Below are 11,370 nucleotides of genomic sequence, written 5' to 3' on the forward strand. Positions count from 1 at the left end.
CGGCGCAATTCGGCATCGCCGGCGGCCTGGCCCGATCCGGCGCGGCCAGACAGGCCCTGCGCCCGTGCGTCCAGCGCCGCCGTGGCGGCCTCCGGGTCGGTGGCGGCATCCGCGGCATGGCCGGGCAGGGCCGGCGGCGCCAGCAGCCGATCGGTTGGCATCAGCGCGGGATAGTCGCTGGTGTCGTCGCCGCATGCGGTCAGCGCCGCCAGCGCCAGCGCGCTGCAAATCCTGGCCAGCCTCATGCCGTCCCCCTGAACGTTCACCGCCGGACCATAGGGCGGGGCGTGCCCCGGGGGCAAGATGCGCTCTTTCCTTGCGCGGCGGCGCCTCCTAGAAGGCGGCATGGCAAGAACCCAGGGCTCAAGGGCAGAGATCACCGGACCGCTGATCCGCGACACGGCGCGCAAGCTGTTCGCGCGCCACGGCTATGCGGCGGTCTCGATGCGGCAGATCGCGGCTGAGGTGGGCGTGCAGGTCGGCGCGCTTTACGCCTATACGCCCGACAAGCAGGCGCTGCTGGCCGACCTGTTGCGGGGACATATGGAGGAGCTGCTGGCCGCCTGGCGCGACGATCCGGCGCGCCCTGCGCTGGAGCGGCTGGAGGCCTTCCTGCGCTTTCACATCCAGACCAGCCTGGAGCGTCCCGAGGCGGTGTTCCTGTCCTATATGGAGTTGCGCAACCTGACGCCGGAAAACCGCGCCGAGATCGCCGCCCTGCGCCGCCGCTACGAGGATGCGCTGGAGGCGATCCTGATCGCCGGCGAGGCCGAGGGCGCGATGGCGGTGCCCGACACGCGGCTGGCCACCATGGCGCTGATCGCCATGCTGACCGGCGTCACCAACTGGTATCGCGAGGGCGGGCGGCTGGACCAGGAGCGGGTGGCCGCGGTCTATTGGGACCTGGTGCGTGGCGCCGTCGGTGCGAATCCCCTTTTCAACCGGCGGTCCTGATCCGATATAAGACGGCATGAGCCTGCCGCCCCAATTCCTCGACGAAATCCGCGCCCGCGTGCCTTTGTCGCGCGTGATCGGGCGCAAGGTGGTCTGGGATCTGCGCCGCTCGAATCAGGCCAAGGGCGACTGGTGGGCGCCCTGTCCCTTCCACGGCGAGAAGACCGCCTCGTTCCATGTCGATGACCAGAAGGGTTTCTATTACTGCTTCGGCTGCCACGCCAAGGGCGACGCGCTGACCTTCCTGCGCGAGGCCGAGGGCATGGGCTTTCTCGAGGCGGTCGAGCTTCTGGCATCCGAGGCCGGCTTGCAGATGCCCGAGCGCGATCCGCGCCAGGTGCAGCGCGCCGACCGCCGCACCGAACTGGTCGAGGTGATGGAACAGGCGGTGCGCTGGTTTCGCATGCAGCTGGGCATGGGCGTGGCCGAGCAGGCGCGCGCCTATCTGGCGCAGCGCGGGCTGGACGAGGCCGCCTGCGAACGCTTCGGCATCGGCTTCGCCCCCGACCAGCGCCAGGGCCTGTTCAACGCCCTGCGCGCCAAGGGCATCGCCGAGGCGCTGATCGTCGAGGCCGGGCTTGCGGCCAAGCCCGACGACGGCGGCGCGCCTTTCGACCGTTTCCGCGGCCGCATCATCTTCCCGATCCGCGACGGGCGCGGCCGCTGCATCGCCTTCGGCGGCCGGGCGATGGACCCGAACGCCCGGGCGAAATACCTGAACTCTCCCGAGACGCCGCTCTTCGACAAGGGCCGCAACCTCTACAATGTCGGCCCGGCGCGGGCGGCGGTGGCCAAGGGCAAGCCGCTGGTGGTGGCCGAGGGCTACATGGACGTGATCGCCCTGGTCCGCGCCGGGTTCGAGGGCGCGGTGGCGCCCTTGGGCACCGCCATCACCGAGGAGCAGCTGCGGCTGATGTGGCGCATCTCGCCCGAGCCGGTGATCGCGCTGGACGGCGATGATGCCGGCCTGCGCGCGGCGATGCGGCTGATCGACCTGGCGCTGCCGATGACCGGGCCGGGCCAGGCGCTGCGCTTCGCCTTCCTGCCACAGGGCCAGGACCCCGACGACCTGATTCGCGCCCGCGGCGCCGCGGCCATGGCCGCCGTGCTGGAAGAGGCGCGGCCGCTGGTCGATCTGCTCTGGCGGCGCGAGACCGATGGCCGGGTCTTCGACAGCCCCGAGCGCCGGGCGGCGCTGGACAAGGCGCTGGCCGAGGCGGTGGCGAAGATCCCCGACAAGGACACCCGCGATCACTATTTCGCCACGCTCAGAAACCTGAAATGGGAGCTGTTCGGCAACCGCCGCCGCGATTCGGCCCAGGCGCGCCCGCCGCGCGAGGGCTGGCAGGGCCAGGGGCGCAATGCGCGCTTCCAGCCCGTCGCGCCGGCGGCGCCGACCCGCGCCTCGCGCCTGTCCGCGCCCGATGCCGACGAGCATGAGGCCGAGCTGCTGATCGAGGCCATGGTGCTGGCGATCTGCGCCACCCATCCACAGCTGATCGCGCCGGTGGAATCGCGGCTCGAGCGGCTGGAGCCGCATGACGCCGACCGTGCGGCGCTGGTCCACGACCTGCTTTCGGGCACGCAGTCGCAGGCGGGTCAGCGCGCCCTTGAAAGCATCCTGGCCGACCCCCATGTGAGGGCGGCCCCGGCCATCCTGCGCCCGCATGACGGCGACGCCGCCGCGGAAATCCTGGCCAATGCCCTGGACCGGATCGAGGCGCGCCGCGCCGCACGCGAGGAAATCGCCCGTGCCGAGGCCGAGATCGAGGGCCTGGCGGATGAAGGGCTGACCTGGCGCATGGCGCAATCCGCCCGCGCCCGGCAGCTGGCCGACCACCCCTCGCTGGCCGACCTGTCGGATCTGGGCGAGGACAGCGACGCCTATCGGGCCATTCTCGACGCGGCGCTGAAGAACGAGATCTGGCGCAAGCCGCGCCGCTGAAGGATGCGGCAGGGCCGGCGCCGAATCACCCCGGCCGGACTCGGGCCGCGGGGCCGGGTCGCGGGTTTGAATCCCCCCGCGATTCGGATAGAAACGGCCGATAGCCGATCCCGATTCGCCGATTCGCGAATCACCGCTTCAAGGGAGCCAGCATGGCAGCCAACGACGACGACCAGAAGCCCGACACCAAGGACGACGATCATTCGCTGGACATGTCGCAGGCCGCGGTCAAGCGCATGATCGCCGAAGGGCGCGAGCGCGGCTTCATCACCTATGACCAGCTCAACGCCGTGCTGCCGCCCGAACAGGTCAGTTCGGACCAGATCGAGGACGTGATGTCCATGCTGTCCGAAATGGACATCCGGGTGGTCGAGACCGACGAGGAGGCCGAGGAGGCCGAGCAGGGCGGCGAGCTGGCCATCACCGGCTCGGGCTCGCGCGAGATCGCCGTCGCCACCGCCGAGACCGAGAAGCTGGACCGCACCGACGACCCGGTGCGCATGTATCTGCGCGAGATGGGCTCGGTCGAACTGCTGTCGCGCGAGGGCGAGATCGCCATCGCCAAGCGCATCGAGGCCGGGCGCAACACCATGATCGCGGGGCTCTGCGAAAGCCCGCTGACCTTCAAGGCCATCACCCTCTGGCGCCAGGAGCTGCTGGAAGAGGAGATCCTGCTGCGCGACGTCATCGACCTGGAAACCACCTTCGGCCGCTCGATGGACGAGGAGGGCGATGACGAGGAGGAGGTGATCGACGCCGACGGCCCGCGCCCCGCCGGCGGCGCCGCGCGCGAGGAGGAGGAGCTGGACGCCGACGGCAACCCGATGGGCCGTGGCGAGGAGGACGAGGACGAGGATGACGGCCAGAACCTGTCGCTGGCCGCGATGGAAGCCTCGCTGAAGCCCAAGGTGCTGGAGACGCTGGAAGCGATCGCCCGCGGCTACGAAGAACTGGCGCATATGCAGGACAACCGCATGTCCGCCACGCTGAACGAGGACGGAACCTTCTCGGCCGCGCAGGAATCGGCCTATCAGGAGCTGCGCTCGCGCATCGTCGGGCTGGTCAACGAGCTGCACCTGCACAATGCCCGCATCGAGGCGCTGGTCGATCAGATCTACGGCATCAACCGCCGCATCGTCACCATCGATTCGGGCATGGTCAAGCTGGCCGACGCTGCCCGCATCAACCGCCGCGAATTCATCGACGCCTATCGCGGCAGCGAGCTGGACCCGACCTGGGTCGAGCGGATGATGGAGAACAAGGGCCGCGGCTGGCAGGCGCTGTTCGAGCGCTCGCGCGCCCAGGTCGAGCAGCTGCGCGGCGACATGGCCATGGTCGGCCAGCATGTCGGCGTCGATATCGAGGAGTTCCGCCGCATCGTCAGCCAGGTCCAGCGCGGCGAGAAGGAATCGCGCCAGGCCAAGAAGGAAATGGTCGAGGCGAACCTGCGGCTGGTGATCTCGATCGCCAAGAAATACACGAACCGGGGCCTGCAATTCCTTGATCTCATTCAGGAAGGCAATATCGGCCTGATGAAGGCCGTGGACAAGTTCGAGTATCGCCGCGGCTACAAGTTCTCGACCTATGCGACCTGGTGGATCCGCCAGGCGATCACCCGCAGCATCGCCGACCAGGCCCGCACCATCCGCATCCCGGTGCACATGATCGAGACGATCAACAAGCTGGTGCGCACCGGCCGGCAGATGCTGCACGAGATCGGCCGCGAGCCCACGCCCGAGGAACTGGCCGAAAAGCTGCAGATGCCGCTGGAAAAGGTCCGCAAGGTGATGAAGATCGCCAAGGAGCCGATCAGCCTGGAAACCCCGATCGGGGACGAGGAGGACAGCCAGCTTGGCGATTTCATCGAGGACAAGAACGCCGTCCTGCCGCTGGATTCCGCGATTCAGGAGAACCTGAAGGAAACCACCACCCGGGTGCTGGCCAGCCTGACCCCGCGCGAGGAGCGGGTGCTGCGCATGCGCTTCGGCATCGGCATGAACACCGACCACACGCTGGAAGAAGTCGGCCAGCAGTTCAGCGTCACGCGCGAGCGCATCCGCCAGATCGAGGCCAAGGCGCTGCGCAAGCTCAAGCATCCCTCGCGCTCGCGCAAGCTGCGGTCCTTCCTGGACCAGTAGTCGCCGGATCAACGCAAAGAGGCCGCGCTTTTCTGGCGCGGCCTGTGTCGTTCTGCGGCCGGGCTCAACCGTGTTTTTCGATCCAGTCCGCGAAGGCGTCGATGAAGCCTTGCAGGAATTTCGCCGTGGTCTCGTCGGTGACGCTGCCGTCGGCGGCATAGGCCTCGGGTTTCCACTGGATATAGGCCTCGGGCGCGCTCATCACCACCATGCCCACGCCCAGCATGTCGGCCCTGAGCCGGATCTGCCCGACGGCGGCGCCGATGGCGCCGGGCGAGGTGCCGGTGACCGCGGCCGGCTTGCCCTTCCAGGAATTCTCGCCATAGGGCCGGGTCGCCCAGTCCAGCGCGTTCTTGATGACGCCCGGATAGCCGCGGTTGTATTCCGGCGTGATCGCCAGCACTGCGTCGGAATGCTCGATCCGGTCCTTGAGCCGCAGAACCGAGACCGGCGGCTCGGCCCAGAGATCCTCGTTGTAATGCGGCAGGTCGCCGACATGCAGCAGGTGGAATTCCAGCCGGCCCTCGGCCAGTTTCTGCAGCGCCTGCATCAGCTTGCGATTGAGCGAATCCTTGCGGAGCGACCCGACGATGACGGCGACGGACTTGACCATGCGCGTTCTCCCTTAGCGGTTTTGCGGATGCAGGCTAGGATGGCGGCGGCAAGGAGGAAAGGGGTGGCCGCGCTTGCATTGTTGGGGAAAAAAGGTGAACAGTCACCGCCAGGGACAGATCAGGTGCAAGGCAGAGAGGCGGGAATGCCCGGCGAGGAAGCAGGAAACATCCAGGCATGGCTGGCCGATTCGGGCAATCTGCAGATCCTGCTGGCCGTGGCGCTGGCGCTGCTGGCGGCCTGCCTCGTCGCCCTGCTCCGAACGCGGCGTTCGGCCGGGGCCGCCGCCGCCGATGCCGCCGCGCGCGAGGCCGGGCTGCAGACCCGGCTGGCCGCCGAAGCCGAGCAGTTGCGCGCCCAGCTACTGGCGGCGAGCCGGCTGGAAACCCGCAACGAGGCGCTTGCCGCCCGCGCCCAGGAGCTGATCGAGGAGCGCGACGGGCTGAGCGATGCGCTGCATCGCGAGCGCCAGCAGGTCTCGCGCCTGGAGCGCGAGCTGGCCGAGACCCGGCTGGCGGCGCAGAAGGACCGCGAGGCAGCCGAGCGCGACATCGCCACCCTGCGTGAACTGCGCGAGGAGATGTCGGGCCAGTTCCGGCTGCTGGCGCATGAGACGCTGAAGACCCAGGGCAGCGAGATGCAGAAGGCGCATGGCGAGCAGCTTTCGGCGCTGCTGACCCCGTTCCGCGACCAGGTGCACCGCTTCCAGACCGAGCTGCAGGCCCGCAACAAGGCCACGGACGAGGAACGCGCAAGGCTGCGCGAGCAGATCGAATACCTGCACAAGCGCTCCGAGGACATCTCGCGCGAGGCGGTGGCGCTGACCCGGGCGCTGAAGGGCGACAGCCAGAAGCGCGGCGCCTGGGGCGAGATGATCCTGGAACGCATCCTGGAGGATTCCGGCCTGATCGCCGGCACCCATTACGAGACGCAGGCCAGCCATCGCGACGGCGACGGCAAGCTGTGGCGCCCCGACGTGATCGTGAAGATGCCGCAGAAGAAGCTTCTGGTGATCGACAGCAAGGTCTCGCTGAACGCCTATGAGGAGGCGGTGAATGCCGAGGACATGCCGACCCGCGACGCGGCGCTGCGCCGGCACGTCGCCTCGGTCCGCGCCCATGTCGCCGGGCTGGCCGCCAAGGGCTACCAGGCGCTGGACGAGGGTTCGGTGGACTATGTGCTGATGTTTATCCCCGTCGAGGGCGCCTTTTCCGAGGCGCTGCGCGTCGATCCCGACCTGGCGCGGCACGCGATGGAGAACCGGGTCGGGCTGGCGACGCCGACCACGCTGATGCTGACCCTGCGTACCGTCGATCACATCTGGACGGTCGAGCGGCGCGAATCGAACGCCATGGCCATCGCCGCCCGCGCCGGCCAGCTCTACGACAAGCTGCACGGTTTCGTCGGCGCCATCGAGGAGGTTGGTGCGGCGCTGGACCGGGCGCAGAAGAGCCACGCCACCGCCATGGACCGGCTGACCCGCGGCCCCGGCAACGTGATCCGCCAGGCCGAGATGCTGCGCGACCTGGGCGCGCGCACCCAGAAGCGCATCGGCTTGGACCATGACGGCGTCGAGTCGCTGGAAGCACCGGGCGAGGCAGCGGAATAGCTTTTGGGGTATTTGAGAAACGGTGAAATGCATGACGGGACGTGATTGGGCGCCTTGGCGCAAACCACCGGGGCTCTGCAGGGTTGAGCGCGTCGAGCTGAACAATCGCGAGTTCTGGCGATTGCTGATCAAGGCGCCTGTCGGCAAGGTCATGCAGGTCGCGGCGACCCTGACGATTGCTTTGCATGCGAGGTCGGTGGCCATGCCCGCGGGCAGCGCTGATCGCGCACAGGTGGAAGCCTGGATGTGGATCGGCGCCAGCGTTTTCGTGGCCGCCTGCCTCGCTCTGCTCGGTGAGGCGAGCAGGTTCAATCACGAGCTGAAACGCGCTGATCGCAGCCTGCATTCGGCAGCTTGGTGGCGGTGGCACCTTCTGAGCCGCTTCGTCGGGCAGATTTTGGTCGTGCTGGCCTTTAGCGGGGTTGTGCTTCTGGGCATGTCGGCCTTGGAGCGCCTGTTTTGAAGACCCGCTTCACCATCCCGACCCGCGGCCCGGCCTGCCATGATTTCACGGCCGAGGTCGCGGGCTGGCTGCGCGGCATCGGTGCGGTCGACGGGGTGGTGACGCTGTTCGTGCGCCATACCTCCTGCTCGCTGCTGGTGCAGGAGAATGCCGATCCGGACGTGCAACGCGACCTGCTTAACTGGCTCGACCGGATCGCGCCTTCGGCCGATCATCCGTCGATGCGCTACCTGACGCATCGGGCCGAAGGGCCGGACGACATGCCGGCGCATCTCAAGGCGGCGGTGCTGCCGGTCAGCCTGTCGATTCCGGTCTTTGCCGGCCGCATGGAGCTGGGCACCTGGCAGGGCATCTACCTGGTCGAGCACCGCGCCAGCCCGCACCGGCGCGAGGTGGCGGCGCGGTTCCAGCCCGGCTGAACCGCCGCGGCGGGGTGCAGGAAAGCTCTTTCCCTTGCGCGCCGGATGTGGAAACCTGCGGCCTTGACCGGGGCGGAAACCGGGCGGATTCAGACGACAAGGGCAAGGGATGGCGGCAGGCAACCGATCGCAAGCGGCTCAGGGGCTGACCCTGATTGCACCGCCCCTGGCCTATGCGGTGCTGATCTTGGCCGCGCCGCTGCTGACCATCCTGGCCTATTCCTTCTTCAAGGACGGTTACCTGACGGTGATCCGCGAATTCACGCTGGAGAATTACCGCGCCGTCTGGTCCGATCCGATCTTTCACAAGATCATGCTGCGCTCGCTTGGGGTCGCCGCGCTGGTGACGCTGGTGACGGTGGTGCTGGCCTTCCCGGTGGCCTATTTCCTGTCCTTCGCGGTCGACCCGCGCAGGAAATCCATGTGGCTGTTCCTGATCACCATTCCGTTCTGGACCAGCTACCTGATCCGGGTGTTCCTGTGGAAGGTGATCCTGGGCTATAACGGCGTCATCAATTCGGGGCTGAAATCGCTGGGCATCATCGAGCAGCCGCTGACCTTCATCCTCTACAACGTGAACTCGATGGTCATCACCCTGGCCCATGCCTATGCGCCCTTCGCCATCCTGCCGATCTTCATCGCGTTGGAAAAGATCGACCGCTCGCTGCTGGAGGCCGGGCGCGACCTGGGCGAGAGCCGGGCGATGACCTTCTGGCGCGTCACCCTGCCGCTCGCCATGCCGGGGGTGGTGGCGGCGGCGCTGATCGTCTTCATCCCGACCATCGGCGATTACGTCACCCCGGCGCTGATCGGCGGCGGCAAGATCCCGATGATCGCCAACATGATCCAGAGCCAGATGCTGGACCAGGACAATCGCCCGATGGGCTCGGCGCTGGCGGTCACGGCCATGCTGATCGTCGCGGTGCTCAGCCTGATCTTCGTGGCCATGAACCGGCGTTTCCTGAAGGTGCGGCAATGAAGGGCGGCGGGCTTCGCGTCTATGCGGTTGTCTATCTGCTCTTCCTTTACGCGCCGATCCTGCTTCTGCCGGTCTTCGCCTTCAACTCGGGCACGATCATCGCCTTTCCGCTGAAGGAGTTCACCACCGAATGGTTCGCGCAGATGTGGGGCAACGCCTCGCTGCGCCGGGCGCTGGCCAATTCGCTGACCATCGCCGTCAGCGCCTCGATCCTGGCGACCTGCCTGGGCATCTTCGCCGCCCGCGCCTCGACCCGCTTCGAGTTTCCCGGCAAGGGGCCGGTCATGGGGCTGATCATGCTGCCGCTGGTGCTGCCCGAGATCATCGTCTCGATCTCGCTTCTGGTGGTGCTCCTGTCGCTGGGGGTCACGCTCAGCGTGCTGACGGTGATCGTCGGCCATACGCTGATCTGCATGCCCTATGCCACGGTGATCCTGTCCACGGCCTTCAACTCGCTCGATCGCTCGCTGGAAGAAGCGGCCTATGACCTGGGCGAGACCCGCTGGAGCGCCTTCCGGCTGGTGATCCTGCCGCTGGTCATGCCGGGGATCATCTCGTCGCTGCTGATGAGCTTCACCATCAGCCTCGACGAGTTCATCATCGCCTTCTTCCTGGCCGGGAACGAGCCGACGCTGCCGACCTATATCTTCAGCCAGCTGCGCTTTCCCAAGCAGATCCCGATGATCATGGCGCTGGGAACGGTGCTGGTGGTCCTGTCGATCCTGCTTCTGACCATCGCCGAATATTTCCGCCGCCGCGGCATCGCCAAGACCGGCGCCAAGGATACCGGAGGTTTCCTGTGACGACCAACAACCCGGGCCCGAAAAGCACCGCCGCCCATCGCGCCGCCATGGCCGGGGCCAAGCCGATGATCGAGATCCGCGCGGTGCAGAAATATTACGGCGACTATCACGCCCTGCGCGGCATCGACCTGACCATCCGGGCGGGCGAGTTCTTTTCGCTGCTGGGCCCCTCGGGCTGCGGCAAGACCACGCTTCTGCGCACCATCGCCGGGTTCGAGGACATCTCCTCGGGCGCGGTGCTGATCGACGGGCAGGACATGCAGCAGGTGCCGGCGAACCGGCGGCCCACCAACATGGTGTTCCAGTCCTATGCCATCTTCCCGCATCTGACCGTGGCCGAGAATGTCGGCTTCGGGTTGCGCCGCGACCCGCGCTCGCGCGCCGAGAAGGCCGCGGCGGTCGAGGAGGCGCTGGAGATGGTGGGCCTGAAAGGCTATGGCAGCCGCGCCAGCCATGCGCTGTCGGGCGGGCAGCGCCAGCGGGTGGCGCTGGCCCGGGCGCTGATCCTGAAGCCCAAGGTGCTGCTGCTCGACGAGCCGCTTTCGGCGCTGGACCGCAAGATGCGCGAGCAGATGCAGGTCGAGCTGATCAAGCTGCAGCGCCAGGTCGGCATCACCTTCGTTCTTGTCACCCATGACCAGGAGGAAGCGCTGGTCATGTCCGACCGCATCGCGGTGATGTTCGAGGGCCAGATCGCCCAGATGGACGGGCCCGAAGCGCTTTATGCCCGCCCGACCAGCCGCCGGGTGGCGAATTTCATCGGCGTGATGAACTTCCTGCCGGCGCGGGTGCTGGGCGAGACCGGCGAGGCCGTGCAGATCGAGGCGCCGGGCCTGGGCCGCGTCGACATTCCCATGGCCAATGTCAGCCGCGCCGATCCGGGCGACGAAGGCCCTTCGGTCGGCTTCCGGCCAGAGGCGGTGTCGCTGGTGGCGCCCGGCGCGCAGGGTGCCAACCGGGTGGCCGAGGGCGTGGTGGACGAGGTCGTCTATTACGGCGACATGACCTATTACGACGTGCGACTGGACGGCTCGGCCGGCTTCGACGGCCAGGCCCGCCCGGTGCGCATCGCCATGCGCAACGTCTTCGGCCGCGAGGTGCAGGATGTCGGCACCCGCGCGAATGTGAGTTGGTCCCCGGGCTCGCTGGTGCTTTTCCGCTGATCCGTGTGAAACCCGCCGCGACATTCCGCCGAGCCGGTTTGCGGCCCGGCGGCGCGCGTGCCACAGTCCCCGCACAATGCAACAGACGGAGATCGACATGATCGCACGTTCCGCGAAATTCCGCACCGCCATCCTGTCCGCGCTGACGGTGGCCGGCCTGAGCGCCGGCGCCATTGCACAGGAAGCTGCCGCCCCCGAAACGGCGGCGCCGGCCGAGGGTGCGCCCGCGGCCACTGCCCAGGCCCCGGCCGCCGCGCCCGCTGCTGCCCCGGCCGCCCAGGACAG

Annotated in this window: 11 protein-coding genes and 1 pseudogene; 10 read left to right on the top strand and 2 right to left on the bottom strand. The window is 67.9% G+C overall.

What is annotated here, in order from left to right; genetic code table 11:
• Nucleotides 1-245 (bottom strand): hypothetical protein (locus tag I9P22_RS20780; RefSeq protein WP_199261726.1); only part of this gene is annotated, 245 nt, incomplete at its 3' end.
• A gap of 100 nt (nucleotides 246-345) precedes the next feature.
• Between I9P22_RS20780 and I9P22_RS20785 the strand changes: the two genes are divergently transcribed.
• The 3 genes from I9P22_RS20785 (at nucleotide 346) to rpoD (ending at nucleotide 5,037) form a co-directional block, all read left to right on the top strand.
• Nucleotides 346-954: a TetR/AcrR family transcriptional regulator gene (locus tag I9P22_RS20785; RefSeq protein WP_199261728.1), complete on the top strand. Its 609-nt coding sequence runs from the start codon at nucleotides 346-348 to the stop codon at nucleotides 952-954.
• A gap of 16 nt (nucleotides 955-970) precedes the next feature.
• Nucleotides 971-2,899, top strand: a complete 1,929-nt coding sequence (gene dnaG, locus I9P22_RS20790; protein WP_199261730.1) for a DNA primase — start codon at nucleotides 971-973, stop codon at nucleotides 2,897-2,899.
• Between the two features lie 152 nt (nucleotides 2,900-3,051).
• The gene (rpoD, locus tag I9P22_RS20795) at nucleotides 3,052-5,037 is read left to right on the top strand and encodes an RNA polymerase sigma factor RpoD (RefSeq protein WP_199261732.1); all 1,986 of its coding nucleotides are present in this window, start codon (nucleotides 3,052-3,054) and stop codon (nucleotides 5,035-5,037) included.
• 64 nt (nucleotides 5,038-5,101) lie between these two features.
• Here rpoD and I9P22_RS20800 read toward each other — a convergent pair whose 3' ends face one another.
• A complete protein-coding gene (locus I9P22_RS20800) occupies nucleotides 5,102-5,650 on the bottom strand; it encodes an NADPH-dependent FMN reductase (RefSeq protein ID WP_199261734.1) in 549 nt (182 codons plus the stop codon).
• Between the two features lie 144 nt (nucleotides 5,651-5,794).
• Between I9P22_RS20800 and rmuC the strand changes: the two genes are divergently transcribed.
• From rmuC to I9P22_RS20835, 7 genes and pseudogenes are all read left to right on the top strand, one after another.
• Nucleotides 5,795-7,258, top strand: coding sequence for a DNA recombination protein RmuC (gene rmuC, locus I9P22_RS20805; RefSeq protein ID WP_199261744.1), 1,464 nt, complete (start codon nucleotides 5,795-5,797; stop codon nucleotides 7,256-7,258).
• 31 nt (nucleotides 7,259-7,289) lie between these two features.
• Entirely contained in the window at nucleotides 7,290-7,721 is a 432-nt protein-coding gene (locus I9P22_RS20810; protein WP_199261736.1) for a hypothetical protein, read from the top strand.
• The gene (locus tag I9P22_RS20815; RefSeq protein WP_199261738.1) at nucleotides 7,718-8,140 is read left to right on the top strand and encodes a secondary thiamine-phosphate synthase enzyme YjbQ; all 423 of its coding nucleotides are present in this window, start codon (nucleotides 7,718-7,720) and stop codon (nucleotides 8,138-8,140) included. Before I9P22_RS20810 ends, I9P22_RS20815 begins: the two co-directional genes overlap by 4 nt.
• A gap of 109 nt (nucleotides 8,141-8,249) precedes the next feature.
• Nucleotides 8,250-9,119: an ABC transporter permease gene (locus I9P22_RS20820; protein ID WP_199261740.1), complete on the top strand. Its 870-nt coding sequence runs from the start codon at nucleotides 8,250-8,252 to the stop codon at nucleotides 9,117-9,119.
• Nucleotides 9,116-9,922, top strand: a complete 807-nt coding sequence (locus I9P22_RS20825) for an ABC transporter permease (protein WP_199261742.1) — start codon at nucleotides 9,116-9,118, stop codon at nucleotides 9,920-9,922. Before I9P22_RS20820 ends, I9P22_RS20825 begins: the two co-directional genes overlap by 4 nt.
• 65 nt (nucleotides 9,923-9,987) lie before the next feature.
• On the top strand, nucleotides 9,988-11,085 hold the full coding sequence (locus tag I9P22_RS20830) for an ABC transporter ATP-binding protein (RefSeq protein ID WP_199261746.1): 1,098 nt from the start codon (nucleotides 9,988-9,990) through the stop codon (nucleotides 11,083-11,085).
• 97 nt (nucleotides 11,086-11,182) lie between these two features.
• Nucleotides 11,183-11,370 (top strand): annotated as a pseudogene (locus tag I9P22_RS20835) (hypothetical protein); the annotation flags it as partial.

This window comes from Paracoccus binzhouensis (genome assembly GCF_016446475.1).
Taxonomy (GTDB): domain Bacteria; phylum Pseudomonadota; class Alphaproteobacteria; order Rhodobacterales; family Rhodobacteraceae; genus Paracoccus; species Paracoccus binzhouensis.

Bases quoted from the DNA above. Each gene is read 5' to 3' on its own strand.
- I9P22_RS20810 (WP_199261736.1), top strand. From the start codon at position 7,290: ATGACGGGACGTGATTGGGCGCCTTGGCGCAAACCACCGGGGCTCTGC.
- I9P22_RS20800 (WP_199261734.1), bottom strand. From the start codon at position 5,650: ATGGTCAAGTCCGTCGCCGTCATCGTCGGGTCGCTCCGCAAGGATTCG.
- I9P22_RS20825 (WP_199261742.1), top strand. From the start codon at position 9,116: ATGAAGGGCGGCGGGCTTCGCGTCTATGCGGTTGTCTATCTGCTCTTC.
- I9P22_RS20830 (WP_199261746.1), top strand. From the start codon at position 9,988: ATGATCGAGATCCGCGCGGTGCAGAAATATTACGGCGACTATCACGCC.
- rmuC (WP_199261744.1), top strand. From the start codon at position 5,795: ATGCCCGGCGAGGAAGCAGGAAACATCCAGGCATGGCTGGCCGATTCG.
- I9P22_RS20820 (WP_199261740.1), top strand. From the start codon at position 8,250: ATGGCGGCAGGCAACCGATCGCAAGCGGCTCAGGGGCTGACCCTGATT.
- rpoD (WP_199261732.1), top strand. From the start codon at position 3,052: ATGGCAGCCAACGACGACGACCAGAAGCCCGACACCAAGGACGACGAT.
- I9P22_RS20785 (WP_199261728.1), top strand. From the start codon at position 346: ATGGCAAGAACCCAGGGCTCAAGGGCAGAGATCACCGGACCGCTGATC.
- dnaG (WP_199261730.1), top strand. From the start codon at position 971: ATGAGCCTGCCGCCCCAATTCCTCGACGAAATCCGCGCCCGCGTGCCT.